Origin of the sequence: Ruegeria haliotis (assembly GCF_013377785.1) — a bacterium.
GTDB classification, from domain to species: domain Bacteria; phylum Pseudomonadota; class Alphaproteobacteria; order Rhodobacterales; family Rhodobacteraceae; genus Ruegeria; species Ruegeria haliotis.
Map to the genome: position 1 here is coordinate 725,586 of NZ_JABXWT010000001.1, position 26,398 is coordinate 751,983.

Below are 26,398 nucleotides of genomic sequence, written 5' to 3' on the forward strand. Positions count from 1 at the left end.
TATCCTGGATTGCCGATACATCCATTTCCCATCTCGCCCACGCCTTTTGCCTTGTGTAAGAAAGGGGCAACGAAATTCGGGATCGGCCAGGATGTCTCAGACCATAACCGTATTCACAACGATGAAGAACGAAGGCCCTTATATGTTGGAATGGGTCGCCTTTCATCAGGCATTGGGCGTAGATCACTTTGTGATTTTCACCAATGATTGTGATGACGGCACCGACGAGATGGCGTGCAGGCTGCAACAGTTGGGATTAGCGACCCATGTCCCAAATGAAGTCAAAGAAGGCGGCAATCCACAGCATCAGATGCTGCGCCGTGCAAGGCATCAGCCCAAGGTGAAGGAAGCTGATTGGTTGATGTGTCTGGATGTCGATGAGTTTTGGAACATCCGATGCGGCGACCACAGCTTTGGTGCCTTGATCTCTGAGGTCGAGCAGCGCGCAGGGCAACCTGTTGATGCAATCTCGTTCGCGTGGAAGCTGTTTGGCAGTTCGGGCAACATAAGCTTTGAAGACAAGCCGGTGACTGAAGCCTTTTCGATGGCGGATCAGGAGTTTCCGCATCATTCAGGGCGCGCATATGGGTTGAAAACGTTGTTTCGCAACAATGGCAAGTTCACCCGGTTCGGGCCTCATCGTCCCAAGGGAATAGAAGAGGGCAAAGAAGATCAAATTGCCTGGTCTGACGCCGGCGGCAATCTGTTTCCCGCTGCCGATGTAGGCTGGCGGGCGTGGCGCGGGTTTGACCACAAGTTTGGGCGTTTGCATCATTACTCGGTGCGATCGCTCGACGGGTTCCTGATCAAGCGCGACCGGGGGCGAACCAACCATATACGTGTAGATCAGGGGCAGAGCTATTGGTTGGACATGAACGTAAACAAAGAAACGGATCAGTCGATCCTATCTGCCGCGCAGCGTTCGAGCGATCTACTGGCCGAACTTAAAGACGATGCCGAGTTGGGCCAATTGCATAGCAAGGCGTGTGGCTGGCACCGTGCAAGGGTCTCTGAAATCAAACTGCGACCGGACTGGGTGGAATTCCGCGCCTGGCTGGCGGACAATCTGGTTTAAGATCGATGGCAGACGATCTTCCTCAAGAGCAGCTTAAGCCCGAGCATCCGGATCGCAAAACAGGGTATGAGCGCATTCTGACCGACCCGGCACCGCCATGGTTCGTCGAGCTTTATCCCGGCGGAGATGGCACAGGGTTTCTGCAGAAACTGGAACGCCACGCGATGGTCTATCATCAGCGCGACCTCGCGCGGTTGGTGGTCAGTTTCGACAATATTGCCAATGTGAATGATCTTTCGTTTGCGCGCGAACCCTGGGGGTGGAAGTTCTTTCGGGACGAAGGCTGGTCGCATCTGGGCGTCGTGGCCCGAACGAAAGCGTGGTACCGCGATCCCGAGATCATCTCTTATTTTCAAGACAAAGCGCGCGAAGGGTTTTTCGAACGTTTTGATCAGGTTGTTTTTGCTGGCGCATCCATGGGAGGGTTCGGAGCGCTGGTTTTCTCGTCTGTTGTGCCCGGATCGACTGTGATTGCGTTCAACCCGCAAACCACGTTGGACGAAAGGATCGTGCCTTGGGAAACCCGATATCGGTTTGGCCGGGTTCAGGACTGGGATTTGTCGTTGGGGGATGCGGCGGAAGCCATTAGATCGGCAGGCCATGTCTATGTGTTTTACGACCCGTTCTTTGATCTGGATCGGTTGCACGCGTCGCGCTTGCAAGGGCCGAACGTTCTGTTGCTCAAAACCTGGTTTTCCAATCACTTTGCCGCGCCGATGTTGCGAAAGCTCAATCTGCTGAAACCGGTGATGCAGGAAGCGATGGCTGGCACTTTGAATTCGACCGAGTATTACGAAGCGATGCGTAAACGTCGCGGCTTGCCTTTGTATATGCGCGGGATCGAAGCCGTCGGCGGCGAACGCCACCCCAAGCTTGTGAACGCTGCACGGCACAGATTTCGTACGCTTCGTCGGCAATCTGCTGCAATGGCAGCGGGGACAACATGACATCCGCCAGAGGGGTGTTCATTGGGCAACGCAAGGACCGGATGGGCGCGCGGTTGCTGATGATGTTGACCTGTATCCGTCTGGCTGAAGATTTTGACACCCAGTACCGGGTGAATTGGTTTCCCCAAGGATCGGATGCGCCGGAGCTTGATCAGCCTGCCGAACTGTTCACCCAGACGTGGATGGACGATCATTTCCTGAGCGATGACGCATTTGAGGCGCTGGCCAAAAATTCACTACCGATTTGGGAGTTTCTGACAGATACATCTCCGGATCGCTTGGCTGCCCATCTTGGTGCTGGCCGGTCGGTGGTGGTTGAGGAAGGCTTTGAGGTTCTTGCCTTTCCTTGGGAAGACATCGAGGCCATTCGTCCCCGCTATCGCGAGTTCGTCCATCGGATCGGATTTACGGATCAGATTCGGGCCATCATGGACCAGGCAGATGCAAAACTGTCAGGGCAGGGCGTATCGGCCTATCACATCCGGCGTGGTGACATCCTGAACGGGTTGCCATGGAAACACACAACCTGGCCTGCCAAGATCGAGCCTGAAGAGCTGTACGAGGCTCATCTGGGCAAGAACGACGCGCAGTCGGCGATCATGTTTTCTGATCAGCCGGAATTGATCCAACGATTCCAGAAACGCCATCCGCATCTGTTGCAAATGTCGGATATTGCGGATTTATCAGAGATGACACGGGCGCAGCGGGATTTTCTGGAGCTGTACGCGATGTCCCGCGCGGATCAGGTGATCGCACCTTTCATTTCCGCCTTTTCAATGGCAGCGGCGCGCATCTCCGGGCGTCAGCGGCAGGTTTTTCGGGACGTGTTATCCGAGCAGGAACAACAAGACGCCAATTTCCGCGTCATCGATCGCGTTGCACAAGGGCCGGGAGCCTTTCTGAACGTGTCCGAAGCCGCTCATGTCTATGCCAAGGCCGCCCAGTATCTTTGCGCCAATGATCAGTGCGAAAAAGCCTATGAATTGGCAAAGCCAATCCTGGATGCAGGATCCGACAATGCGTTCCTGCCGCTGCTGCAGGCGCTGAACTGTTTTTATCTGTCCAAGTGGCAGGAAAGCGAGAAGCTGGCGCGCAGCGGCCTGGAAAACCCGCATTTGTGGCCCGAGGATTACGCGGTTTTGAGCGCATTACGTGGCGCAATATTGGGCGCTCAAAAAAAACGCTGGGGCGCGGGCCGGTATTTTGCGCAGGCATTTTGGGCCAAGCCGTTGCGGCCGGATGTCGTGGTTCTGGGCTCTCGGATGGTGTACCGTGATCAGTTGCCATTCCGGTTGTTTCCGCCAGCTGATTGGGGTTTGCAGAGGGAAATCAGGCAGCGCCGTTTTGCCCCTTTCAACAATCTGTACCTTGTTCAGCAAAGGGTGATCGCCCGACAGCCGTGCAACTTTGATATGATTTTGCTGGATTGGTCGGATCTGGCACTTGATCAAAAAGCGCGGCGCCTGTTCAGCGATCAAACCCGGATGCAGTTGCTTGCCACTGGGTTGAAGGGGGTAAAGACAATACCAGCCGATGACCCACGTGTGACGTCACTTGATACGATGCTAAAGGTGCAATTGGGGGATTTGAACCCAACCAAGGCTATCGACATGGCCCGGCAGATCGTTGTGCATGCTCCTGAGAATCCGCTTTATCATAAACGCTTGGCTGATCTGTACGAATCCGAAGGTGATCTGACCCGCGCGCGTCTGTCTTTGGCCGAGGCATTGGCGTGCGATCCCGACAACCCCTTTTTGGTGTTTGCCATGGGACGGTTTTTGGTCAGAACCGGATCGTCCGGCCAAGGAGAGGCGCAAATACTGCACGCAGCAGATTTAGACGAAAAAACTGCCGCAATCCAGGGAATGGCTGGTCAAATTCATCTGAGGCGAGGCAACAAAGGCAAGGCGCGGAAGTACCTAAAAAAAGCGCACGAGTTGTTCCCACCTTTCAAACGTTTCGCGAACCAATTGAAACGGACAGAGAACTGAGTTCATGAGTTGCACGCAGACTTTATACAGACGCTTGGGCGTGCACTCTGAAAAGCCAGAACTGGGACCGAAAGCGGCCCGAAAAAGAGAGGCAAACAGACATGGCTGAGCAACATTCCCGCTTCGTCAGCGTAACCCCTATGAAGAATGAAGGCCCTTTTGTTCTCGAATGGGTTGCACACAACCAAGCCATTGGCGTCGATCAGATGGTCGTGATGACGAATGACTGCTCTGATGGTACGGATGATTTGTTGCAACGGCTTGACGCGCGTGGAGTTCTGATTCACGTCGACAACAATTCGCACCGACCGACCAGCCCTCAGAAGCGTGCGTATAAAAAGTTCCTTCGGATGGAGGTTGCCCGACCGCAGGATTGGGTTCTCGTGATCGATGCGGATGAGCTGATTAACGTCAAAACTGGCGATAACACTTTGCGCGCGCTGACCTCGGCCATTCCTGACGCCCGGACAATTTCGATGACCTGGCGGTTGTTTGGAAATGCGGGCGTTGTTGAGTACCACGATCAGTTTTTATCCGAACAATTCCGCATGGCGGCACCCGAACGCAAACCTCGGCCACCCCAGGCCTGGGGATTCAAGACGATGTTTCAACGCGAGCTTTGGGATGCGCTGGGCGTGCACCGGCCCAAACAACCAACAGTCGAAACCATGGCTGAATGCCACTGGTATAACGGGTCCGGGCAATTGATGCCTGACCGCTACTTCACGCAAAGCTGGCGGTCGGCGCGTGATTCTATTGGTTACGATCTGGTTCAGATCAACCATTATGCCCTGAAGTCCTGCGAAAGCTATCTGGTCAAGAAAATGCGCGGCCGTGCTCATCACTTGGGTGCGGATCTTGGTATGGAGTATTGGAACAATATGAACCAAAACGCGGTCGCAGAACACTCGATTGACGTGATCGCGGATCGAAAGCAGGCCCGATACGATGCATTGATGTCCGATCCCGAAACAGCCGCGTTGCATCAGGCGTGCTGCGATGAACACCGCAAGAAAATAGTGGAACTGCGCAGCGTTCCGGAAACTGAAGCCCTTTGGGCTGAAATGACCGCCGGGGTGTAACGGGTATCAGGGTCTACTCGACCGGTATGTCCTGACGCAGCTTTCCGGTGGTTTTGTCAAAGATCAGAATACGGTTGTCATCTGTCACCACGGCATACCAGTTGTTGCCGATGGTCAGCGCTTGCGCCTGCGCGCCGTTAGGCAAGTCGATCTGATCGGGCAGGGTGGGCCTTCTGTCCGATAGCCGGATGACAATCAGTGCGAATGTCACTAGAACCCCGCCAATCATCACCGCGGTCAGTAACATGACCATGCGCCGCAGCAATCGCAGTTGCGGAGTTTCCTGCGGTTCTTGGGGTTCGGAAGGGACAGTCATGGGCACTCGCCAGATTGAGTTTCAGATCGCGGCCGCTCCGCCGCCTCGCCTTGATAAGGCGCTTTCTCGGGATGTGCCAGCCGAGGAAAACCTGTCGCGCACACGTCTGGTCCGGTTGATCGCAGATGGCGCGGTTCAGGTGAATGGTGTCGTGGCCGACGACCCCAAATCCAAAGTGTCCGAAGGTGCGGTGATTGAGATCATCGTGGCTGAAGCCGAAGACAGCCATATCGGCCCCGAGGATATCCCTCTGGAGATTATCTACGAGGACGCGGATCTGATCGTGATCAACAAACCGGCGGGCATGGTCGTGCATCCTGCACCGGGTTCACCAAACGGAACGCTGGTGAATGCCTTGCTGCACCACTGCGGCGATGATCTATCCGGGGTGGGTGGGGTCAAGCGACCCGGCATCGTGCACAGGATCGACAAGGAAACCAGCGGTCTTTTGGTGGTGGCCAAATCGGATGTTGCGCATCACGGGCTGGCTGCACAGTTCGAGGCACATAGCGTTGAACGCTACTATCGCGCCATTTGCTACGGCGTTCCAGATGCCAACGAACCCCGACTGCGCGGCGTCAAAGGGGTCAGCTTTGAGCCGGGCAATATCATGCGCCTAACCACGCAACTGGCCCGGCATAAAAGCGACCGTCAGAGGCAGGCGGTTCTGTTCCATGGTGGACGCCATGCGGTGACCCGCGCCCGGGTGGTCGAGACATTCGGCACCCCGACAGGATTGGCGCTGATCGAATGCTGGCTGGAAACCGGTCGCACACATCAGATCCGTGTGCATATGGCGCATGCCGGGCATGGTCTTGTCGGTGATCCGGTCTATGGTGGCAAACGAAAGCTGGCCGCTCGGGCCTTCAACGCAGCCACTGCGGACGCCGTGCGCGCCTTTCCCCGGCAGGCGCTCCATGCTGCTGTCTTGGGTTTTGACCACCCTGTTACGGGCGAAACCCTGCGGTTTGAGGCCGAACTGCCGCAAGATATGGATAATCTGATTGCACAGCTGCGCGAACCGTTGTCATAATTAGCAAACTCCTGTGAGTAAGAATTTCTTATCTTTCCTTTACTGAACCTTAATTCCAAACTGTTAACAGCACCTCTTGAACGGGTTGGGTTTCTTACCCATATCCTATGTTAAAGACTTAAACATTTGTCGGAGGGACATGAATCATGGCAAATTACGCAAATCTCCCCGCGCCGACGCCCGAGGGCGGCCTGAACCGTTATATGCAGGAAATTCGTAAGTTTCCCCTGCTTGAGCCGGAAGAAGAATACATGCTGGCCAAGCGCTGGGTCGAAGAGCAAGATACTGAATCTGCGCATAAAATGGTCACGTCCCACCTGCGTCTGGCGGCCAAGATCGCCATGGGGTATCGCGGCTATGGCCTGCCGCAAGCCGAGGTGATCTCGGAGGCCAATGTGGGTCTGATGCAGGCCGTCAAAAAGTTTGACCCTGAAAAGGGCTTCCGGCTGGCGACTTATGCCATGTGGTGGATTCGCGCCTCGATTCAGGAATATGTCCTGCGGTCGTGGTCGATGGTCAAATTGGGTACGACTTCTGCGCAGAAGAAATTGTTCTTCAATCTGCGCAAGGCCAAAGCGCGCATCGGCGCGCTGGAAGAAGGTGACCTGAGGCCCGAGAACGTCAAGCGGATTGCTAACGATCTGGGTGTGACCGAAACCGAAGTGATCAGTATGAACCGCCGTATGTCCGGTGGCGACGCCTCGTTGAATGCGACCGTTGGTTCCGAAGGCGAAGGAACCATGCAGTGGCAGGACTGGTTGGAAGATGAAGACGCCGACCAGGCCGGTGACTACGAAGCGCGCGACGAGCTGGATGCGCGGCGTGAATTGCTGGCGGCCGCGCTGGATGTGTTGAACGACCGGGAAAAGGACATCCTGACGCAACGCCGTCTGATGGATCAGCCGGTCACGTTGGAAGAGCTCAGCACGCAGTACAACGTTAGTCGCGAACGCATCCGTCAGATCGAAGTCCGCGCGTTCGAGAAGTTACAGAAGAAAATGCGTGAATCAGCGCGTGAAAAGGGCATGTTGGCGACCAGCTGACCTGCCGAAAACAGCCCGCACGACATGCGGGCTGTTTCGCTCTGACTTGCCATGGCTACCCCCGCTCGATTATTCTGCCCATCACCTATTCAGGAGATGTCCCATGGCCGGAGGCTGGGCGCGCGACGGCGCAGTGAGTGAACAGATCGAGGCGTCGATTTCGGATGAATTGGCGCGGATGCAGGCAAAAAAGCGACCTGTAGGCGAGAGCCTGACCCATTGCGCGGAATGCGAAGAGCCGATTTCGGAAAAGCGGCGCGTCGCGTTGCCAGGGGTCAAGCTTTGCCTTGAGTGCCAACAAGAGCGTGACGGTGCCCTTAAGTCGCGTGGTGGGTTCAATCGTCGGGGGTCAAAGGACAGCCAGCTGAAGTAGTGCTGAATGCACGGTTGAATTTCTCCCTAACTCAAACGGAAGATGCTGCATTTGGAAACACACATCACAATTTATCTATTTGTAATGATTCCAATTTAGAATTGATCTAAATCAGATGAAGAGGACATTTTCTTTTCTAAAAGACTAGTGCGCGCGGGCGTTCTAGGAGAAAAGAAAATGTTCAAGTCGTTAATCCTGACAAGTGCCTTCTTTGTATCCGCGACACAGGTGGTGGTTGCGCAGGATCTTCGTGAGGTCGCGCTGGATATCTTCAAACCGCTTCCATCGACCGTACCGTCAGTCAGGGACAACCCGATTACGGATGCCAAGATAGATCTGGGCAAAGCGCTGTTTTTTGACCCACGTATGTCTGCCTCGGGCGTCTTTTCGTGCAACTCGTGCCATAATTTGGCGACCGGTGGAGATGACAATCTGGAAACTTCGATCGGGCATGGTTGGCAGCGGGGCCCAAGAAATGCACCTACGGTGTTGAACTCAGTCTTTAACGAGGCCCAGTTCTGGGATGGGCGTGCGGCGGACCTTGCCGAACAGGCCAAGGGCCCGGTACAGGCCGGGGTGGAAATGGCGAATACACCTCAGAATGTTCTGGCGACCCTGAATTCCATGCCGCAATATGTCGACTGGTTTGGCTCGGCCTTTGAAGGTGACTCCGACCCGGTCACGTTCGACAATTTCGCCAAGGCAATCGAAGCCTATGAGGCGACGTTGATCACGCCGGCTCCATTCGATGCGTGGCTCAACGGTGATGAAAACGCGATGAGCGAACAGCAGCTTGCCGGGCTTGAGAAATTCGTGGATTTGGGATGCGCGTCCTGCCATTCCGGCGTGAATTTGGGCGGCACCGGCTACTATCCCTTCGGTTTGATCGAGAAACCTGGTGCGGATGTACTGCCTGAAGGGGACAAGGGTCGGTTTGCCGTGACCGAGACCGCAGATGATGAATACGTTTTCCGTGCCGCTCCGCTGCGCAATATCGCGGTGACGGCGCCGTATTTTCATTCTGGCAAAGTCTGGGATCTGCAAGTTGCTGTTCAGATCATGGCCGAGTCGCAATTGGGTGAGGAACTGGACAACCAAAGCGCTGCCGAAATTGTTGCCTTTTTGGAAAGCCTGACCGGTGAAATACCGGCTGTAACCTACCCGGTATTGCCCGCCGAGACCAAAGACACACCACGCCCATCCGGGGACGTGATTTCGGAAGGGTAGGCATAGAACTGAAAACAAACTACGGGCTGGATAATCCAGCCCGTCTTTGTATTCCAACATTAGCCAATTTTGAAAAACCGCATTTTGCGGAGTTAGTCTTCCATGGCTTCCAGTTCGTCAATGAACCCGGAAATCATCGAAAGGCCTTTGTCCCAGAACTTCGGATCACTGGCGTCCAATCCGAAAGGAGCCAGCAGTTCTTTGTGGTGCATGGAACCTCCTGCACGCAGCATTTCGAGGTACTTGTCCTCAAAGCCCTCAGCTCCGCCTTCGTAAACCGAGTAGAGCGCGTTCACCAGACCGTCCCCGAAGGCATACGCATAGACATAGAAGGGTGAATGGACGAAATGCGGGATGTACGCCCAGAACGTCTCGTACCCGTCCATGAATTCGAATGCCGGGCCTAGGCTCTCTGCCTGAACGCTCATCCACAAGGCGTTGATGTCGTCCGGCGTCAGCTCTCCCTCGCGGCGGGCCGCATGGAGTTTGCACTCGAAGTCGTAAAACGCGATCTGGCGGACCACAGTGTTGATCATGTCTTCGACTTTACCGGCCAACAGGATTTTGCGCTGTTCCGGCGTTTCTGCCTGATCCAACATCTTGCGGAAGGTCAGCATCTCGCCAAAGACCGAGGCCGTTTCGGCCAGCGTCAGTGGCGTGGACGACAACATCTCGCCCTGATCGGCGGCCAGCACCTGATGTACGCCGTGACCTAGCTCATGCGCCAGGGTCATCACGTCGCGGGGTTTGCCCAGATAGTTGAGCATGACGTAGGGGTGCACATCGGTGACGGTGGGGTGGGCAAAGGCACCGGGGGCTTTGCCGGGCTTCACGGCGGCGTCGATCCAGCCTTTCGAGAAGAACGGCGCTGCGATTTCACCCATGCGCGGATCAAAGGCGTCATAGGCGTCCATCACGGTCTTTTCAGCGTCAGCCCAATCCACGATACGGGTGTCTTCCATCGGCAGGGGGGCATTGCGGTCCCAGACCTGCATGACGTCCAATCCCAGCCATTTACGCTTCAGCTCATAGTAGCGATGGCTAAGCTTGGGATAAGCGGCCACAACCGCCTCACGCAGGGCCTCAACGACTTCCGGCTCAACGTCGTTGGACAGGTGGCGGCCGGTTTGCGCGGTTGGCATGTTGCGCCAGCGGTCAACGATTTCCTTTTCCTTGGTCTGCGTGTTGTGAACGCGGGCAAAGGTCTTGATGTTGTCCTGAAACACAGACGCCAGTTCCCGCGACGCAGCTTCGCGTTTTGAACGGTCCTGTTCGGTCAGCAGATTCAGAGTACCTTCGATATTCAGTTCTTCGCCATCGACCGTAAAGGTCAGTCCGGCGATGGTTTCGTCGAACAGACGCTCCCATGCGTCGCCGACGACGCCCAGATCATGCAGGAATCTCTCCAGCTCGTCCGACAGTTGGTACGGTTTCATCGCGCGGATGCGGCGGAAGACGGGTGCGTAACGGGCAAGGTCTGAATTAGTCACGAAATGCGATTCAAGCACGGTGTCATCAAGTCGGTTGATTTCCAGCGTGAAGAACACCAGCGGTGTGGTGAAGATCGTGATCTTTTCCTGCATATCTGACAGGAATTTGGCGCGTTCCGCATCCGTGGTCAGCTGGTAATAGCGCAGACCGGCAAAGGACATGATCCGCCCGGCGATGGAATTGATCTTTTCGTTCCGATGCACACAAGTCAGCAGCTCTTCGGCACCAAGATCGGCCAGCTTTCCTTCGTAATCTGCTGCAAAGGAGGCGCATTCCTCTTCGAGCCAGTCCAGATCACGTGTCAGCTCTGGCGCGTTTTCCGAGGTGTAGAGATCGCTCAGATCCCACTCGGGAAGGTTGCCCAGATTGTCGGCGCCGCCGATTGCGTTTGCATCACGGACGGGAAAGGGAAGGTCGCGCATGGATCACCTTTTGAAAACTGCTTTGGCAGACATCTAGGGCTGGCGCGCTCGGATCACAAGCGGCCAGTACCTACGGCAGTGATCAACGCGTCAGGGCGCGCTCGGGTGTGCCGTTCGATTGGTTCGCCAGGAAAAGTGCGGCGATCTGATCAAGGACGGGACCGCGAACATCGGGCGCCTCCATCAACACCTCGTGTTCGCCATTCGGAATTTCTACCAACGTCCCATTGGGCCAGTCGGCCATACGCGCCCGGATTGCCTTGCGGTCCACGATCTGTTCGTGGCCGCCCAGAAATGTAAGACAGGGCGTGTCCGGCGCGGGTTGTTCCATGATCCAGGCACACTCGTCCAGCGACTCGCGCAACCACAGGTTGGACGGAGCCCCAAGTGCCAGTTCCGGATGCGCCGTCAACTGATCCTGCATCATCTTGAACATGGCCGGGTCACGGGTCAGCACGTTCCCCTCGAACGGTTGCGAGAGGACATAACTTTCCAGTGATGTGGTCGGGGGTGTCCATTCGCCCAGACCAAGCCGTGTGCCCCAATAAGCCGTCACCCGACTGAGCGGTTTCATGATGGGCGTAAAAAAAATGCCCCACATCGGCCCGGTAAAGGCGCAGGCCGCAAAGCACTTGTGTTCTATCACAGCCCGCAAGCCTATCGCCCCGCCCATCGAGTGGCCGATGACGTACCAAGGCTGCGGCAAATCAAGTTCGGTGGCCAGATCGAGTGTCGCCTGCACGTCCCTTTGATAGTCAGGGAAATGGTCAACATGGCCGACACGCGGATCCTCCAGCAACCGGTCCGCCAGTCCTTGGCCGCGCCAATCGACCGCAAGCATGGCAAAGCCGCGTTTGGCGAATTCGCCTGCTGTACTACCGTATTTTTCAGCATATTCCGTGCGGCCCGGGAACAACATGACAGTCCCGTTGGTTGCGCCTTCCGGACGCCAATGTGCAACGCGAATGCGCTTGTCATCCGACGTTTTCAACCAATGCGCTGCACCACCGGCAGGTCCGCCGGCCACGTCTTCAAATAAGGGGGCCGGCGAGAACGTCATCAGGCCAGTACCGAGGCAAGTTTCATGGCAATTCCCATGTCTCCATCGACACTCAGCTTGCCGGACATGAACGCGCCCGTGGGGTTCAGATCGCCGCTGAGGATCTGTTCGAAAGTACCTGCGTCCGCGCTCAGGGTTACGTCCGCTTCGTCGTCGCTGACGCGTGCGCCGTCGGCATCCAGAACGATAGCGCCCAGATCTGCGATGGCAAATTTGGCCGATGCGTCGAATGCCCCACCTGCCAGCTTTTCGTTCAGCACGGCCGCGGCCTTTTCCAAAGTGTCGCTCATGGTTTTCCTCATCTTGTTTGTGCGCCGTGAATGGACATCCCCGGTCGCAACGCTACACTGAACATTGTTATGGGCATTGCAATCAACAATCTCAAAGGTACCGTTGCGGCACTTGTTATCCTAGTCACGTATTCCACCAGTTGCGTTGCGCAACAGGCGGATTCCCGGGACGAGGCGGAACTGTTGCAACAACTCGCGCAGGCTACGCCCGGGCAGGTCGTTGGCATTGAGCGGCAACTCAAGGCGTTGTGGTCGCAAACCGGCTCGGCCTCGGCCGATCTGCTGCTTGAGCGCGCCCGTGACGCGCTGGACGACGGCGACACTGCGGCTGCGATCGACCATCTGACGGCCCTGACAGATCATGCGCCCGATTTTGCCGAGGGTTGGCATTTGCGGGCGTCTGCGTTTTTTGGGATCGAACGATTCGGCATGGCCGCCGCCGATCTTGAGCATGCTCTGACGCTAAACCCCAACAATTACGAAGCAATCTACGGTCTGGGCTTGATCTTCGAGGTGCTGGACCAACCGGAACAGGCATATGAAACCTATTCCCGTGCTCTGGCTATACATCCCTATCATGAAGAAGTAACCAATGCCGTGAATCGGCTGAAGCCTCAGATCGAAGGCGCGGCACTCTAAGGTACAGGGCAGGGGGCAAAGGTGAACGGGTCATCCCGAATCGTGGCCGTTCTGGGCCCGACCAACACAGGTAAAACGCATTACGCGATCGAGCGGATGCTGGGGTACCGATCTGGTGTGATCGGCCTGCCGCTGCGCCTGCTGGCACGCGAGGTCTACGACAAGATCGTCGCCATTCGCGGCCCATCTGTCGTGGCTCTGGTCACTGGCGAGGAACGCATCGTGCCGCCACGTGCCCAATATTGGGTCTCTACGGTCGAAGCGATGCCCGAAGGCATGGGCGCCGATTTTGTTGCCATTGACGAAATTCAGCTCTGCGCCGATCCTGAACGCGGGCATGTGTTCACCGATCGTCTGTTACGATCGCGTGGCACGCACGAAACGTTGTTTCTGGGTTCGGACACCGTGCGCGGTTCAATCGCGGCATTGGTCCCCGAGGCGCAGTTCGTTCGGCGCGAGCGGATGTCGCAACTTGTCTACTCCGGCTCTAAGAAAATCAGCCGCATGCCCGCGCGCAGTGCCATTGTCGGGTTCTCGGTTGATAACGTCTATGCCATCGCCGAGTTGCTTCGCCGTCAAAAGGGTGGGGCCGCCGTGGTCATGGGGGCGCTGAGCCCACGTACACGGAACGCGCAGGTGGACCTCTACCAGAATGGAGAGGTTGATTATCTGGTCGCCACGGATGCCATCGGCATGGGGTTGAATCTGGATGTGAACCACGTGGCATTTTCCGCGCTCAGCAAGTTTGACGGGCGGCGGATGCGGCCATTGGCGCCCAATGAGCTGGCACAGATCGCAGGCCGGGCCGGGCGCGGCATGTCGGATGGAACGTTTGGCGTCACTGGTGAAGCACCGCCGCTCGACGACGGCGTGGCGCAGGCAATCATGGACAGCCGGTTTACGCCGATCAAAAAGCTGAATTGGCGGAATGCCGCCCTGCGGTTTGGCTCGGTCGATGCCCTGATTGGCTCGCTTGAGGTCAGCCCAGACGATGAACATCTGATCAAAGCGCGGCCAGCCGATGATCTGAACGTGTTGAAATCGCTCTCGCAAGTGACCGAAGTCGTGGCCCGCGCCAGCGACGGCCCGTCGGTCCGTTTGCTGTGGGATGTCTGTAGAATCCCCGATTTTCGCGGCATCAGCCACGCTGAGCATGCCAGCCTGCTCGACGTGATCTACGGCCACCTGCACGAGCGTAACGCGATCCCCGACGACTTCATGGCGCGGCAAATTCGCCGGATCGACCGAACGGACGGAGACATCGATGCATTGTCCAAAAGGTTGGCATATATTCGCACTTGGACATATGTTGCGCAACGAAACGGCTGGGTTCGTGACGAATCGCATTGGCGTGGCGAAACGCGCGCTGTAGAAGACAGATTGTCGGACGCTCTTCACGACCGTTTGACGCAGAGATTTGTGGACCGGCGTACATCTGTATTGCTGCGCCGGCTCAAACAGAAGGAGGCCCTTTTGGCCGAAGTAAATGACAAGGGTGAAGTGACCGTCGAAGGCGAATTCGTCGGTCGTCTGGAAGGGTTCCGGTTTATTCCGGACAAAAGCGCGCAAGGAGCCGAGGCGAAAGCTTTGAAATCGGCATCCCTGCAAGCACTCGCGCCGCAATTCCATCTGCGTGCCGACCGCTTCTACAATGCGCCCGATACCGAAATTGATTACACGGATCAGGGCGGTCTGATGTGGGGCGAATATGCCGTCGGCAAGCTTGTTGCCGGGGCTGAACCTCTCAAGCCAATGGTCGAGGTTTTTGTAGATGAGGCCGCAGGCCCGGATGTTGAGCAGAAAGTTCAACGCCGCTTGCAGCATTTCATCGATCGCAAGGTTGCGGCCCTGTTCGAGCCGCTGTTGAACCTGTCGCGGGATGAGGAACTGTCCGGTCTGGCGAAGGGTTTTGCCTTCCGCATGGTCGAAGCGCTGGGCGTGCTGCCCCGCGCAGGTATTGCGCAAGAGGTCAAGGATCTGGATCAGGATGCCCGTGGCGCGCTGCGCAAGCATGGTATCCGCTTTGGCCAGTTCACCATCTTTATGCCGCTGCTGCTGAAACCCGCACCGACGCGATTGCGTCTGGTGCTCTGGGCACTGGCTGGTGGTTTGCAGGAATTCCCGGATGCGCCGCCTCCTGGTTTGGTCACGGTGCCCGTCGCCAAAGGCGCGCCCGAGGGTTACGACACCATGTGCGGCTACCGCGACGCGGGTGATCGTTCAATCCGTATCGACATGCTGGAACGTCTGGCTGACATGCTGCGCGCCGAGGACAGCCGTGGCGGTTTTGAAGCCAAGCCCGACATGCTCTCGATCACTGGCATGACGCTGGAGCAGTTCGCCGACCTGATGCAGGGATTGGGCTACAAGGCCGAGCGCGGCGAGCGTGAAAAGGTTAAACCGGCCCCGATCGAAGCCGAACAGCCTGCGGCAGAAGCGCCGGAGCAACCCGCCGCCGAAGAAACCCCGGCACCCGAGGCGGTTACCGAGGAAGCTGCAGCACCCGCCGAGGCGCAAGCCGAGGCTGCCGAAAGCACCGAGGCGGCAGCTGAGGCTCCGATGACAGAACCGGCATCCGATGGGCCTGAGATAGAAGTGTTCTACACCTTCACTTGGGGTCGTCAGCGTCCCGCCAATCGTGGCCCGCGTCGTGAACAGCGTCAGGGGCAAGAACAGGGCAAAGGCAAACCGCGCGGTAAGCCGCAGGGTGCACGTGGCAAGCCACAGGGCAAGGGGGGCAAGCCGCAAGGTGCCAAGACCTTCTCGTCCCGGCCTCCGAAAAAGGAAAAGGCCATCGACCCTGATAACCCCTTCGCTGCGGCGCTGATGGGTTTGAAGGACGGTAACTGAGCCGCGATGGCCGAGGCTCAGGCCAAGCTGCGGATCGACAAATGGTTGTGGCAGGCGCGGTTCTTCAAGACCCGCAGCCTGGCCGCCAAACAAGTCAGCGGCGGCCATGTGCGCATCAATGGAAACCGGGTCCTAAAGCCCGCTCAGGCAGTGGGCCCGGGTGACGTTCTGACTTTTACCCAAGGCCGGGATGTGCGGGTTGTTCGCGTTGAATCCTTGGGTGAACGCCGCGGTCCGGCCCCTGAGGCGCAGACGCTATACACGGATTTGACCGAAAAGCAGAACAAGCCGCCCGGAAATCCGGGCTTTGAAGGAAAGGGTCGCCCTACCAAGAAGGATCGCCGTGCAATTGATCTTTCTCGCAGGTCTGATGACTGATCTGATCTTGAAGACAACACCAGAGTGAATTAGCTAGTCGCTCAAACCGCAAATGGGAAATCGACCATGACCTATGTTGTCACCGAAAACTGCATCGCCTGCAAATACACCGACTGCGTCGAGGTTTGCCCGGTCGACTGTTTCTACGAAGGTGAGAACACGCTGGTCATTCACCCTGATGAATGCATCGACTGCGGCGTATGCGAGCCTGAGTGCCCCGCCGACGCCATCCGCCCCGATACCGAGCCGGGAATGGAACAATGGGTCGAATTTAACCGCAAGTTCTCGGAACAGTGGCCCGTGATCGTGACCAAAAAAGATCCTCTGCCTGAGGCCGAAGAACGTGACGGTGAAGAGGGCAAGATGGAGAAGTACTTCTCTGAGGCGCCGGGTGAAGGTGGATAAGCGATTCGCTGCGAAATCTCGGTATCGGTTTGTCAAAATTCTGGCGTAGCTGTTTGAATTCCCGTTGAATATCGAAAATTACCGTAGCGTAAACTTTCGGGTGTCTCATTTTTGTGATATACTCTGTTCCTACATGATGACCGAGATTGGGATGCACTCCGTAAGTATGCTCGCTTTGGAGTTTTGATTTTGTGACACTATCGCCGCGTGACGGGGCTGAAACAGTCCCCGCATGTGGTGTTTTTGTCGCCTGCGCCCCGGTCTGTAACCAAGGATATAACTGAATGACAAAGTCGAAAAAGCTTGAGTTCCGCCCGAACGACTATGTTGTCTACCCCGCTCATGGCGTGGGTCAGATCATCTCGATCGAGGAACAGGATGTCGCGGGATTTTCGCTCGAGCTGTTCGTCATCTCATTTGAGAAAGACAAGATGACCCTCCGGGTGCCAACCAACAAGGCCACCGAATCCGGATTGCGCTCGCTCAGCTCGCCGGATGTGATCAGCCAGGCGATGAAGACGCTGAAGGGCAAGGCCAAGGTCAAACGCGCCATGTGGTCGCGCCGGGCGCAGGAATATGAACAGAAAATCAACTCGGGTGATCTGATCTCGATTGCCGAAGTGGTTCGTGACCTGCACCGCACCGATGACCAGCGCGAACAGAGTTACTCTGAACGTCAGCTGTATGAAGCTGCGTTGGAGCGTTTGACCCGCGAAGTGGCCGCCGTATCGGGTGCCGGGGAGATTTCCGCCGCCAAGCAGGTGGATGAGGTTCTGACCTCGCGCGCTGCCGCCGCGGCCTGATTTTTCTGCCAGACCAATTCAAAGGCCGCTCCTGTCTGGGGGCGGCCTTATTCATGGCTTGGTGAAACTTCGGATTGCGGTTAATTTTACTTTGTGTGCAAGCAGATACAGGGCCAGGATGAAGCAAACGGTGAAATTCCTGTATATCGGAAAGGACCCCATTTCGGTCTTGTTTCGATATGCTCTGATCCTGTTCGATGTGGCGACGATCGTGTTCTTTGTTGCGACGGCTCATATTGCGCATGGCCCCGGCATCACCGCAGCCAGCATGATCGTGGGGTTGGTGATTCTGTTGGACTTCTCAGCGCGGATGTGGATTTCCAAGGATCGCCTGAAGCTGCTGCGTCAGATATATACCCTTGCCGATATTGTGGTGATCGTATCCCTGATGTTGGACCCGTTCCTGACAGGCAGTCTGGCGTTTCTGCGGATCTTACGCGGTCTGCGTCTGATCCATTCCTATCACTTGTTACGGGATCTGCGGAGAGACAGCAGCTTTTTTCGAACACACGAAGATGCGGTGATTGCCGCCATCAATCTTCTGGTTTTTGTATTCGCGACGTCCACTGCGGTTTTGGTTTTTTTCATTCCGGAAAGTTCTCAAACGCCATATATCGACGCTTTGTACTTCACGATTGCAACGCTGACCACGACCGGGTTCGGCGACATCACCTTACCCACCCCGGCGGGTAAGCTGTTTTCCGTCTTCATCATGGTTGTCGGTGTGGCCTTGTTCGTGCGTTTGGCGCAGGCAATCTTCATGCCGCAAAAGGTCCGTCACAAATGCCCCAGTTGTGGGTTGTACAGGCATGATCCCGACGCCGTGCACTGCAAGCATTGCGGTGGCACCTTGCGGATCGAAACCGGCGGCGTGTCCTAAAACTGAGAAGTGACAGCCAGCAGGAATGCGATTTCGGCCAGTTGTTGCGATGCGCCAAGGATGTCGCCGGTCTGCCCGCCAATCTTTGCCTTTGCGATAATTGCCAAGGCACCAACGACTATAGCTGCGCAAAGAATAGGGATGATGGTTTGGGTGCCACCCAACAATAAGACAATCAAAACGGCCAAGCCCAGCGATACACCGACCGAACCCGCGTTGGGGACTCCAACTGAATGGCTCAGTCCAGCATTGCGGGCATTCGGCAGGGAAACCATCAAAATTGGCATCACGGCCCGCGAAAACACGCAAGCAGCCAGAACCGCCCAGAACGCCCCATTTGCCATAACTGCCGTGACTGCGGAAATCCGCAACAGTTGCGAGATCAGAAGGCCAAGCACACCGTAGGTCCCGATGTGGCTGTCCTTCATGATTTCCAAGCGTCGCTCCCGGGTAAAACCACCCCATAGCCCGTCGAACGTATCCGCCAACCCGTCCTCGTGCATCGCGCCAGTTGTGATGATCAGGACCGCAACCAGCAATGTTGCAGCAACGAAAGGTGAAAGGCTGGCCCCCATCGCCATCCAGCCCGTCAGGCAACCCAAACCGCCGACGATCAGGCCAACCACTGGAAACGCCCATGCCGCGCGCGCTTGACGCGTAAATATGGCTTCGGGCAACCGGGGCAGGGGCAGGCGTGTCAACAGGACCAGTGCAAGCGGCACATCCCAAAGGGAAAAGGGTTTGGTGTCGTTTTTAAGCACTCCTGCGCCTTTCAGGGTCTTGTTGGTTTGACTGCTTCGGTTAAACACACAGGACCACTCTGATGCAATGAGGCTTTGATGCTGCCTGACCTTACTGACTTGAACACTTTCCGTGATGCGCTGACCAATGCTCGGGGCCCTGATGAACTGGCCGTGCAGGGCGCAACTGAACGCAATGGCCAATTGACCAAACCTCCGGGGGCGTTGGGCAGGCTCGAGGATCTGGCGATCTGGTATGCGGGATGGCGCGGCGATGCCCGTCCGCAAATCACCGCGCCGCAGGTCATTGTGTTTGCTGGCAATCACGGTGTTACGGCGCAGGGCGTTTCCGCTTTTCCGCCGGAAGTGACCGTGCAGATGGTGATGAACTTTGAACACGGTGGCGCGGCGATCAACCAACTGGCCAAGTCTGCAGGCGCCAAAATGAATGTTCACGCGTTGGACCTGGACCGTCCGACATCTGATTTCACGCAGGGTCCGGCGATGTCCGAAGACGAATTGCTGATTGCTCTGCGCGCTGGGTGGCAGGCGGTTGATCCGCAGTCTGATCTGCTGGTCGTTGGCGAAATGGGGATCGGCAATACCACCCCAGCCGCCGCAATTGCGTGTGCGCTGTTCGGTGGCGAGGCTGCGGATTGGACCGGTCGCGGAACTGGCGTGGACGACGCGGGTCTGGCCAACAAAACCCGCGTTGTGGCCGAAGGGGTTGCTCTGCATACCTCGGATGATGGTCTTGAGATACTGCGCTGCCTCGGTGGGCGCGAGATCGCAGCGATGGCGGGTGCCATTGCCGCGGCGCGAGTACTGCGTATCCCAGTTATTCTGGACGGGTTCATATGCTCGGCCGCTGCCGCCTGTCTGGCGCGCATGTCGCCCGGTGCATTGGATCACGCCGTTGCGGGGCATCAAAGTGCCGAGGGCGCCCACGGAGCCGTCCTGACCAAGCTGGGTAAAGAGCCTTTGTTGAACCTTGGCCTGCGCTTGGGTGAAGGCTCGGGCGGGGCATTGGCCATCAATATCCTCAAAAGCGCCGTGGCCTGCCATTCTGGTATGGCTACGTTTGCCGAGGCTGGCGTCTCTGACAGCTGATCAGATTGCCTGACCGGGGCGAGGGCTCCGGTTCAGGCGGATTTCTTGGCGTGCTCTTCCGCCAATTCCAACAGCGCAGTTTCCAGATCTTTCTCCAGTTGCTGGGCACGATCGATGTATTTCTTGTTCTCGGCGGTTGGCATGCCGGGAATCCACAGTTCAGCCAAATCCCGCACTGATGTGCGGTCATGGTGATAGAAGGTCTGTTCCGCCTGTGCCGCCTCGTATTCGCTGAGACCGATGTTTTCGAGAACATAGCGACCCGCACGCAAAGAACTGTCGAACATCTCGCGCACAATGTCATTTGCGCCGGCCTGATACAGCTCGTACACATGTGTGCGGTCATGCGCCCGCGCGATGATATGCAGATCCGGGCGCTGGCGTCTTGCATATCCAACCAATCGCGTGACCTGTTTGCGATCATCCATGGCAGCCACCAGAACGGCCGCTTTCTCCAGCCCTGCGGCCCGCAACAGCTCGGGCCGCGTCGGATCGCCCAAAAACCCTTTGACGCCAAAGCGACGCATCAGCTGGATCGTTTCGATGTCATGGTCCAGAACGATTGTCTTGAACCCGCTGGCCCGCACCAGCCGGTTAACGATCTGACCAAATCGCCCGATTCCGGCAATGATGACCGGTCCTTTTTCATCAATCTCGTCGGGCTCAACCTCGGAGATTGTTTCGCCGATCTTGCGCGACAGGAGGTCATATAGGATGAACAACAATGGCGTGATCAGCATCGTCAGGGCGATGATCATCAACAGCTTTTGCGACAAATCAGGTGGTATGACGTTTTGCTGCGCGGAAAACGCCAGCAGTACGAAGCCAAATTCGCCTGCTTGCGCCAAACCAAGGGTGAACAGCCAGTGATCCCGCCCACGCAGATTGAAGGCTTTGCCGACCACGAACAGGATGATCCCTTTGACAAGGATGACCAGTAGGGCAAGGCCGATCAGGTCGAACGGGTCGTCAAAGAAATATGCCACGTTTATCCCGGCACCGACCGTGATGAAGAATAGGCCCAGGAACAGCCCCTTGAACGGCTCCAGATCGCTTTCCATCTCATGCCGGAATTCTGAACTGGCCAGCACCACGCCCGCCAGAAACGCTCCGAGGGCGGGTGATAAACCGACCAGGGTCATCAGAAATGAAATACCGACCACGATCATCAGGGCAAGCGCGGTATACATCTCACGCAGGCGGGTTGCGTGGATAAATCGGAACAATGGCCGGGTCAGGTAAACGCCTGCCAGAATGACAAAAGCGACGGCGCCGATGGTCACCAGCGTTACGGCCCAGCCCGGAAGGCCATCGACCAGTGACAAGCTGTGCTTGCCTGCTGCGTGTAAGATCTCAGCGCCACGATCAATCGAACCATCACTCTGGATTTGCGGTATGACGGGTAGCGCCAGCAGAGGCAGGAAAGCCAGAATGGGAATGACTGCGATATCTTGCGTCAACAGCACCGAAAACGTAGCCCGCCCGCCGTTGGTTCGCATCAACCCCTTTTCTGACAGGGTCTGCAGAACAATCGCAGTGGATGACAGCGATAAGGTCAACCCCACCGCCAGAGCCACTGACCAAGGGTGGTTGGCATAGAACGCGACACCAGCAATCACGGCGGTGGACAGCACCACCTGTAGACCTCCAAGGCCCAGCAACTTTTCCCGCATGTCCCACAAGGCGCGCGGTTCCAGCTCAAGCCCGATGAGGAACAACATCATCACCACGCCGAACTCGGCCACATGCTGCAGGCTTTCGGTCTCGGCGCCAACCAGGCCCAGAACCGGACCGATGATGATACCGGCTGCCAGGTACCCAAGGACGGATCCCAGACCAAGGCGTGCCGATAAGGGGACAGCGATCACGGCGGCAGCCAGATAGATCGAAGCCTGGTAAAGGAAGTCGTCCATGTTTGTCCTCTTGTCCTGCTCAGGTGGGCAGGGGGGCGTCGCGTTTGAGTTGGTCCATCACGATCTGGCTTTGGACTCGGGCTACTGCAGGATGCGGCAGTATCACCTGATGAAGCAAGCTGTTGAGGGCGGAAAGATCGCCGCAATAGACGTGCAGCAGATAATCTGCCTCACCCGTCATCGTCCAGGCACTGGTGATCTCAGGGCGGGCATCGACCATGCGGGCAAAGCTAGCGGATTGTTCGGGACCATGTGTGCCCAGATGCACCTGAATGAACCCCTGCACCTGCAGCCCCAGTTTCAGTGGGTCCAGCCGTGCAGTGTACCCGGTGATATAGCCATCAGCCTCCAGCCGCTGTCGGCGTCGTCCCGCCTGACTGGGTGACAGGTTCAGCATCTCGCCCAGTTGATGCGCCGTCAGATGGGCATCCTTTTGCAGGGCAGACAGTAGGCGCGTATCCATGGCGTCCAGCATATGCGGCGTTATCCTAAAATTCAGTTACTTTATGCGCAACTTGCGCGCCTGGACATAGTTTATATGAAAACAACGCGCAGAAACAGCGTTGGATAAAGCATATTTTGGAATCAGCAAAGAAATTCCGGTTTTCAAGGAGAAACGCCATGGGTCCTTTCCCGCACAACGCCCCGAAATCCATCATCAGTGACGAAAACCCCGCCGGTACTGACGGGTTTGAATTTGTCGAGTTCGCCCACCCGGAACCGCAAGAGCTGCGCGACCTGTTTACAAAGATGGGGTTTGAACTGGTGGCGCATCACAAGGACAAATCGAAGGTTGAGCTCTGGCAGCAAGGTGACGTCACCTATATCCTGAATGCCGATCCGGACAGTTTCGCTGACAAATTCGTGGCCGAACACGGCCCTTGCGCCCCGGCAATGGGGTGGCGGGTTGTGGATGCGCAAAAGGCATATGAACATGCGGTCTCAAAAGGTGCCGAACCGTATGAAGCTGCGGACAAGACGATGGATGTTCCTGCCATCAAGGGCATTGGCGGATCGTTGATCTATTTCATTGATCAGTATTACGAGACCTCGCCCTACAATCAGGAATTCAACTGGATCAAGCAATCCAAACCGCGCGGCGAGGGGTTCTATTACCTCGATCACCTGACGCACAATGTCTACACCGGTAATATGGACAAGTGGTTCCAGTTCTATGGCAACCTCTTCAACTTTCGCGAGATTCGTTTCTTTGACATTCAGGGCAAGTTTACGGGCCTGCTCAGCCGCGCTTTGACGTCGCCCTGTGGTCGCATCCGCATTCCGATCAACGAAGATCGCGGTGAGACCGGGCAGATTGTGTCCTATCTCAAGAAATACAAAGGCGAAGGCATCCAGCATATCGCAGTCGGAAGCGATGATATCTATGCCTCAACGGACGCGATTGCTGAAAACGGCCTGAAATTCATGCCCGGCCCGAACAAGGCTTACTACGACCTGTCCAAATCCCGGGTTACAGACCATTCCGAACCGCTGGATCGCATGATGAAACATGGCATCTTGATCGACGGTGAAGGTGTCGTGGACGGCGGCGAGACAAGGATTTTGCTTCAGATCTTCTCGAAAACCGTAATCGGTCCGATCTTTTTCGAGTTCATTCAACGCAAAGGTGACGATGGCTTTGGCGAGGGGAATTTTCAGGCGCTGTTCGAATCTATCGAGCGTGAGCAGATCGAAAGTGGTGAAATCTCGGCGGCCTAAACGCCCTATCCCGACGCGCCCAGAACCAGCCAGGTCCAAGTGACCCCGGCGCGTCGGTTCCCTTCTTGTATCGAAGTCTTGTGAGACATGTGCAAAATCTGCAGTCCGGAGTTGCGCGCACTGCGCACAGTCTTGTCGACGGATATTGGAAATCCAGGCCGTGTTTCAGGGCAGGGGCCATGGCGCAAGGAAAAAATCAGGCGTCCGCAAGGCTTGAGGGCTGACGACAAGACCTGAATTGCGCGCTCCTGATCCTGCGGCTGCAAATGGTGCATTACGCCAATTGCCAATATCGCGTCGTATGTGTTGCGCCATGGCCGGCACGAGGCGAGGTCGGGCAAGCGGTCGTCACACCAGGAAATGTCGTGGTGCCTGTACTTGTTTCGTCCATATTCCCGAAATCGCGCGACCGGTTCAATCGCGGTCACATGGCACCCGCACGCGGCCAGCCAACTTGCTGTACCGCCGGGGCCAGCGCCTACGTCCAAAACTGCCGCACCCGTGTCGGGCAAGTATTCGGCAACGGGTTCGAGAACGGTTTGTGGCGGCAACCTTTCGTAGATCGGTATCAGTTCCGGCGCAGCTTGCTCGTACCCATCAAGAGCCTGCTGTGTACGATCACAGAGTTCAGCCACGAGGCATCTTCAAAGTCAGATTGCGGCCCTTTTTCTGGTATCGCAACTCGCTGTCACTTATGGCAATCACCCGGCCGCCATCAATCCGGTCCCCGATCTTGAGCTTTTTGTATCGTCCGCTGGGCAGGCGCACCAACGCACGGCGGTTGGCGGGGGTGCCGTAGACACCGATCAGGTTCAGCCTGCGCAGGTTGATCGCGTTGTCTATTGTGGCCTGCCGCGCAACCGAGGCTGTGGACGGGATCTTGGGTGCGACTGTTTTGGGCTGGAACGAACCGGATTCGGTGGTTTGATCAACTGCGGCGGTCGAACCAAGATTGGAACTGCCTGAACTTGCCGCACGCGAAGCCTTTGCCGCAATTCCTGCAGGACGCGATTTGGGGCGAGGAACGCGGACAACAGCCAGAGCGGTTGGTGTTTCATCCACCTTAGGCCGCGCTTGCAGAGATTCAGGCCGCAGTTTCGGGCGCAGTACCGCAAGCTCTTCCAGCGAACGCCCGCCCAATTGCTCACGCTCGAACTGTTCTACCAGATCCCCGGGACGAGGGCGCGGGCGTCGTTGGGCCAGCCTCTGGTCAGCTTCTTCAACCACAGGCTCGTCTTCGAACCGCACGGGAACCTCGGGCGGCACGGATGAGGGGCGCCCCAGATGCACCATGACTCCATCCGGGTTCAGCGTGCCGTCTTGTGTCGGGGTGACAAGGCCGCGCTCGTCCAGATCAAAGCGTGTACCGGCAGCGTTGGGCAGGGCGACCTGATCAAAGGGCAGGTCCGTTGCGAAACTTGAAACAGGGGGCAAGGCAATTGCGTCGTTGGACAAACCAGATTTGTCGATCGATGCCAGATACAGATCGCCAAGCTCTACTGGCGCGGGGGCGACCGGAGGTGTTGGAGGTGTCAGGCTCAGCCCGGCCACGGTCTCGGCCTCGAGCTGGGCCGTGGGATCAACTTCGACCTGCTCAACAGGCGTCGGAGGAACTTTCAAGGCTTCCAGAATGGCGGCATCGGTAGGCGTCAATTCCGGTTGCTCTTCTGCCTCTAGCTCAGCGTTCTGGGATTGGGGGACGGCTGCAATCTGCGTGTTCTCGACCGTCGACTCTGTTATCGCTTGGGGGGCAGGTTGGGATTGTGGTGTCGCTGTTTCGACCTCGGTCAAATCGCTGTCGGTACGCGGGCCCAGCAAGGACCAGACACCAACGATGACAGTGACCAGTATTGCAGCCGCTATAACCGGTAAAGCGAAACGCTTGGCATCGGTCCGGGACGCCACATTTCCTGCGATAGAAAGCTTGTCCAGTGGTTCTGGAGATCGGAAAGTATCAAGCGCTGCCGTTTCGGCGATTGCATGGACCGCAGGCGTGGATGACGGTGCATCTTCCACAGTTGGCGGCTCATCAACAACGGTTGGAGGGACAGGCGTGGCCGCAGCAGTGATCTCAGCGTTCAGGTCAAAATGGGGCTCTTGCGGAAATTCTTCCTCGCTCGAATCGGCGCTGAACAATGTGGGAATGAACCCGTGTTCCGTTGCAAAGGCGCGGGCTTCGGTCAACGTTTGACGGGCCACTGCTGCCACATACGTTGTGGGGCCGCGTGTCGTGGTGTCAAAGGAAAGCTCGGATATGTCATACGGGACCGATTCGACCAGAGCATCATGCACTTTCTGTGCACTCTCCTCGCGGCTGAGGCTTTCGGTCGAAATCGAAAGATATCGAATCTGATCCGCTGGAATCATCACCTTGCAACTCAGATCATTTTCGAGCGCAAACCCCTTGTCCCGCAGCGCCTGCATCTGCTCAGTCAGATCCGGTGCATCCAGCGCAACCGCGCCGATGCTGAACCAATCGTCATCCGAATGGTGGTACAGAGAAATTCCGGTGGTAGAAAAAGACAGCGCAAAAGCGGGTTTCATAATCCGGAGGAACCATATTTGTCAGCATCAATGCAAACGACATTACGCTCGCAGATCGATACTAAAG

The 26,398-nt window shown here is 56.8% G+C and carries 25 protein-coding genes; 16 read left to right on the plus strand and 9 right to left on the minus strand.

Going from position 1 to position 26,398, the window contains the following annotated elements; all coding sequences use genetic code 11:
- Positions 1-91: 91 nt before the first annotated feature.
- The 4 genes from HW561_RS03655 to HW561_RS03670 all read left to right on the plus strand — a co-directional run bounded on the left by HW561_RS03655 (position 92) and on the right by HW561_RS03670 (position 5,095).
- A complete protein-coding gene (locus HW561_RS03655) occupies positions 92-1,075 on the plus strand; it encodes a glycosyltransferase family 2 protein (RefSeq protein WP_176861847.1) in 984 nt (327 codons plus the stop codon).
- Between the two features lie 5 nt (positions 1,076-1,080).
- Entirely contained in the window at positions 1,081-2,022 is a 942-nt protein-coding gene (locus HW561_RS03660) for a hypothetical protein (protein WP_176861848.1), read from the plus strand.
- On the plus strand, positions 2,019-4,013 hold the full coding sequence (locus HW561_RS03665; RefSeq protein ID WP_176861849.1) for a tetratricopeptide repeat protein: 1,995 nt from the start codon (positions 2,019-2,021) through the stop codon (positions 4,011-4,013). The genes HW561_RS03660 and HW561_RS03665 overlap by 4 nt, the downstream gene beginning before the upstream one ends.
- A 101-nt stretch (positions 4,014-4,114) precedes the next feature.
- Positions 4,115-5,095, plus strand: coding sequence for a glycosyltransferase family 2 protein (locus tag HW561_RS03670; RefSeq protein WP_235962763.1), 981 nt, complete (start codon positions 4,115-4,117; stop codon positions 5,093-5,095).
- Between the two features lie 13 nt (positions 5,096-5,108).
- Here HW561_RS03670 and HW561_RS03675 read toward each other — a convergent pair whose 3' ends face one another.
- Positions 5,109-5,411, minus strand: coding sequence for a DUF6476 family protein (locus HW561_RS03675; protein WP_176861850.1), 303 nt, complete (start codon positions 5,409-5,411; stop codon positions 5,109-5,111).
- On the opposite strand from HW561_RS03675, the gene HW561_RS03680 reads away from it, so the two are divergent.
- The 4 genes from HW561_RS03680 to HW561_RS03695 all read left to right on the plus strand — a co-directional run bounded on the left by HW561_RS03680 (position 5,410) and on the right by HW561_RS03695 (position 9,087).
- Complete coding sequence (locus tag HW561_RS03680; protein ID WP_176861851.1) at positions 5,410-6,444, plus strand: RluA family pseudouridine synthase; 1,035 nt, start codon at positions 5,410-5,412, stop codon at positions 6,442-6,444. The two genes, HW561_RS03675 and HW561_RS03680, sit on opposite strands and share 2 nt — an antisense overlap.
- A gap of 146 nt (positions 6,445-6,590) precedes the next feature.
- Entirely contained in the window at positions 6,591-7,487 is an 897-nt protein-coding gene (gene rpoH / locus HW561_RS03685) for an RNA polymerase sigma factor RpoH (protein ID WP_176861852.1), read from the plus strand.
- Between the two features lie 103 nt (positions 7,488-7,590).
- The gene (locus HW561_RS03690; protein WP_176861853.1) at positions 7,591-7,860 is read left to right on the plus strand and encodes a DksA/TraR family C4-type zinc finger protein; all 270 of its coding nucleotides are present in this window, start codon (positions 7,591-7,593) and stop codon (positions 7,858-7,860) included.
- A gap of 177 nt (positions 7,861-8,037) precedes the next feature.
- Positions 8,038-9,087 (plus strand): cytochrome-c peroxidase, encoded by a 1,050-nt coding sequence (locus HW561_RS03695; RefSeq protein WP_176861854.1) that lies wholly within the window; start codon positions 8,038-8,040, stop codon positions 9,085-9,087.
- 92 nt (positions 9,088-9,179) lie between these two features.
- Here the strand turns inward: HW561_RS03695 and HW561_RS03700 are convergent, their stop codons facing one another.
- The 3 genes from HW561_RS03700 to HW561_RS03710 form a co-directional block, all read right to left on the minus strand.
- On the minus strand, positions 9,180-11,000 hold the full coding sequence (locus HW561_RS03700; RefSeq protein ID WP_176861855.1) for a M3 family oligoendopeptidase: 1,821 nt from the start codon (positions 10,998-11,000) through the stop codon (positions 9,180-9,182).
- 82 nt (positions 11,001-11,082) lie between these two features.
- On the minus strand, positions 11,083-12,060 hold the full coding sequence (locus HW561_RS03705; RefSeq protein WP_176861856.1) for an alpha/beta fold hydrolase: 978 nt from the start codon (positions 12,058-12,060) through the stop codon (positions 11,083-11,085).
- Positions 12,060-12,350 (minus strand): SCP2 sterol-binding domain-containing protein, encoded by a 291-nt coding sequence (locus HW561_RS03710; protein ID WP_176861857.1) that lies wholly within the window; start codon positions 12,348-12,350, stop codon positions 12,060-12,062. Before HW561_RS03710 ends, HW561_RS03705 begins: the two co-directional genes overlap by 1 nt.
- 30 nt (positions 12,351-12,380) lie before the next feature.
- On the opposite strand from HW561_RS03710, the gene HW561_RS03715 reads away from it, so the two are divergent.
- From HW561_RS03715 to HW561_RS03740, 6 genes are all read left to right on the plus strand, one after another.
- The gene (locus HW561_RS03715) at positions 12,381-12,989 is read left to right on the plus strand and encodes a tetratricopeptide repeat protein (RefSeq protein WP_176861858.1); all 609 of its coding nucleotides are present in this window, start codon (positions 12,381-12,383) and stop codon (positions 12,987-12,989) included.
- 21 nt (positions 12,990-13,010) lie between these two features.
- Positions 13,011-15,839, plus strand: a complete 2,829-nt coding sequence (locus HW561_RS03720; protein ID WP_176861859.1) for a helicase-related protein — start codon at positions 13,011-13,013, stop codon at positions 15,837-15,839.
- A gap of 6 nt (positions 15,840-15,845) precedes the next feature.
- Entirely contained in the window at positions 15,846-16,217 is a 372-nt protein-coding gene (locus HW561_RS03725) for an RNA-binding S4 domain-containing protein (RefSeq protein ID WP_176861860.1), read from the plus strand.
- A gap of 66 nt (positions 16,218-16,283) precedes the next feature.
- The gene (fdxA, locus tag HW561_RS03730) at positions 16,284-16,622 is read left to right on the plus strand and encodes a ferredoxin FdxA (protein ID WP_039534981.1); all 339 of its coding nucleotides are present in this window, start codon (positions 16,284-16,286) and stop codon (positions 16,620-16,622) included.
- Between the two features lie 284 nt (positions 16,623-16,906).
- Positions 16,907-17,425, plus strand: coding sequence for a CarD family transcriptional regulator (locus HW561_RS03735; protein ID WP_176861861.1), 519 nt, complete (start codon positions 16,907-16,909; stop codon positions 17,423-17,425).
- A gap of 118 nt (positions 17,426-17,543) precedes the next feature.
- Positions 17,544-18,305, plus strand: a complete 762-nt coding sequence (locus tag HW561_RS03740; RefSeq protein ID WP_176861862.1) for an ion channel — start codon at positions 17,544-17,546, stop codon at positions 18,303-18,305.
- Here the strand turns inward: HW561_RS03740 and cobS are convergent.
- Entirely contained in the window at positions 18,302-19,066 is a 765-nt protein-coding gene (gene cobS, locus HW561_RS03745; RefSeq protein WP_176861863.1) for an adenosylcobinamide-GDP ribazoletransferase, read from the minus strand. The genes HW561_RS03740 and cobS overlap by 4 nt on opposite strands.
- A 78-nt stretch (positions 19,067-19,144) precedes the next feature.
- On the opposite strand from cobS, the gene cobT reads away from it, so the two are divergent.
- Positions 19,145-20,155 (plus strand): nicotinate-nucleotide--dimethylbenzimidazole phosphoribosyltransferase, encoded by a 1,011-nt coding sequence (gene cobT / locus HW561_RS03750; protein ID WP_176861864.1) that lies wholly within the window; start codon positions 19,145-19,147, stop codon positions 20,153-20,155.
- Between the two features lie 32 nt (positions 20,156-20,187).
- Here cobT and HW561_RS03755 read toward each other — a convergent pair whose 3' ends face one another.
- Together HW561_RS03755 and HW561_RS03760 are read right to left on the minus strand one after the other, a co-directional pair.
- Positions 20,188-22,068: a monovalent cation:proton antiporter-2 (CPA2) family protein gene (locus HW561_RS03755; protein ID WP_176861865.1), complete on the minus strand. Its 1,881-nt coding sequence runs from the start codon at positions 22,066-22,068 to the stop codon at positions 20,188-20,190.
- A 19-nt stretch (positions 22,069-22,087) separates the two neighbouring features.
- Positions 22,088-22,543: an Lrp/AsnC family transcriptional regulator gene (locus HW561_RS03760; protein WP_176861866.1), complete on the minus strand. Its 456-nt coding sequence runs from the start codon at positions 22,541-22,543 to the stop codon at positions 22,088-22,090.
- Between the two features lie 146 nt (positions 22,544-22,689).
- On the opposite strand from HW561_RS03760, the gene hppD reads away from it, so the two are divergent.
- Positions 22,690-23,787, plus strand: a complete 1,098-nt coding sequence (gene hppD / locus HW561_RS03765; RefSeq protein ID WP_176861867.1) for a 4-hydroxyphenylpyruvate dioxygenase — start codon at positions 22,690-22,692, stop codon at positions 23,785-23,787.
- 5 nt (positions 23,788-23,792) lie between these two features.
- On the opposite strand, the gene HW561_RS03770 is transcribed toward hppD, so the two are convergent.
- Positions 23,793-24,422: a class I SAM-dependent methyltransferase gene (locus tag HW561_RS03770; protein ID WP_176861868.1), complete on the minus strand. Its 630-nt coding sequence runs from the start codon at positions 24,420-24,422 to the stop codon at positions 23,793-23,795.
- Positions 24,415-26,331: a hypothetical protein gene (locus HW561_RS03775; RefSeq protein ID WP_176861869.1), complete on the minus strand. Its 1,917-nt coding sequence runs from the start codon at positions 26,329-26,331 to the stop codon at positions 24,415-24,417. The genes HW561_RS03770 and HW561_RS03775 overlap by 8 nt, the downstream gene beginning before the upstream one ends.
- Positions 26,332-26,398: the final 67 nt, after the last annotated feature.

Coding starts and splice junctions, on each gene's coding strand:
- HW561_RS03700 (WP_176861855.1), bottom strand. CDS start 11,000: ATGCGCGACCTTCCCTTTCCCGTCCGTGATGCAAACGCAATCGGCGGC.
- HW561_RS03725 (WP_176861860.1), top strand. CDS start 15,846: ATGGCCGAGGCTCAGGCCAAGCTGCGGATCGACAAATGGTTGTGGCAG.
- HW561_RS03710 (WP_176861857.1), bottom strand. CDS start 12,350: ATGAGCGACACTTTGGAAAAGGCCGCGGCCGTGCTGAACGAAAAGCTG.
- HW561_RS03755 (WP_176861865.1), bottom strand. CDS start 22,068: ATGGACGACTTCCTTTACCAGGCTTCGATCTATCTGGCTGCCGCCGTG.
- HW561_RS03665 (WP_176861849.1), top strand. CDS start 2,019: ATGACATCCGCCAGAGGGGTGTTCATTGGGCAACGCAAGGACCGGATG.
- HW561_RS03660 (WP_176861848.1), top strand. CDS start 1,081: ATGGCAGACGATCTTCCTCAAGAGCAGCTTAAGCCCGAGCATCCGGAT.
- HW561_RS03690 (WP_176861853.1), top strand. CDS start 7,591: ATGGCCGGAGGCTGGGCGCGCGACGGCGCAGTGAGTGAACAGATCGAG.
- HW561_RS03695 (WP_176861854.1), top strand. CDS start 8,038: ATGTTCAAGTCGTTAATCCTGACAAGTGCCTTCTTTGTATCCGCGACA.
- HW561_RS03670 (WP_235962763.1), top strand. CDS start 4,115: ATGGCTGAGCAACATTCCCGCTTCGTCAGCGTAACCCCTATGAAGAAT.
- HW561_RS03680 (WP_176861851.1), top strand. CDS start 5,410: ATGGGCACTCGCCAGATTGAGTTTCAGATCGCGGCCGCTCCGCCGCCT.
- fdxA (WP_039534981.1), top strand. CDS start 16,284: ATGACCTATGTTGTCACCGAAAACTGCATCGCCTGCAAATACACCGAC.
- HW561_RS03675 (WP_176861850.1), bottom strand. CDS start 5,411: ATGACTGTCCCTTCCGAACCCCAAGAACCGCAGGAAACTCCGCAACTG.
- HW561_RS03655 (WP_176861847.1), top strand. CDS start 92: ATGTCTCAGACCATAACCGTATTCACAACGATGAAGAACGAAGGCCCT.
- rpoH (WP_176861852.1), top strand. CDS start 6,591: ATGGCAAATTACGCAAATCTCCCCGCGCCGACGCCCGAGGGCGGCCTG.
- HW561_RS03705 (WP_176861856.1), bottom strand. CDS start 12,060: ATGACGTTCTCGCCGGCCCCCTTATTTGAAGACGTGGCCGGCGGACCT.
- HW561_RS03735 (WP_176861861.1), top strand. CDS start 16,907: ATGACAAAGTCGAAAAAGCTTGAGTTCCGCCCGAACGACTATGTTGTC.
- HW561_RS03715 (WP_176861858.1), top strand. CDS start 12,381: ATGGACATCCCCGGTCGCAACGCTACACTGAACATTGTTATGGGCATT.
- hppD (WP_176861867.1), top strand. CDS start 22,690: ATGGGTCCTTTCCCGCACAACGCCCCGAAATCCATCATCAGTGACGAA.
- HW561_RS03775 (WP_176861869.1), bottom strand. CDS start 26,331: ATGAAACCCGCTTTTGCGCTGTCTTTTTCTACCACCGGAATTTCTCTG.
- HW561_RS03740 (WP_176861862.1), top strand. CDS start 17,544: ATGAAGCAAACGGTGAAATTCCTGTATATCGGAAAGGACCCCATTTCG.
- cobT (WP_176861864.1), top strand. CDS start 19,145: ATGCTGCCTGACCTTACTGACTTGAACACTTTCCGTGATGCGCTGACC.
- HW561_RS03760 (WP_176861866.1), bottom strand. CDS start 22,543: ATGCTGGACGCCATGGATACGCGCCTACTGTCTGCCCTGCAAAAGGAT.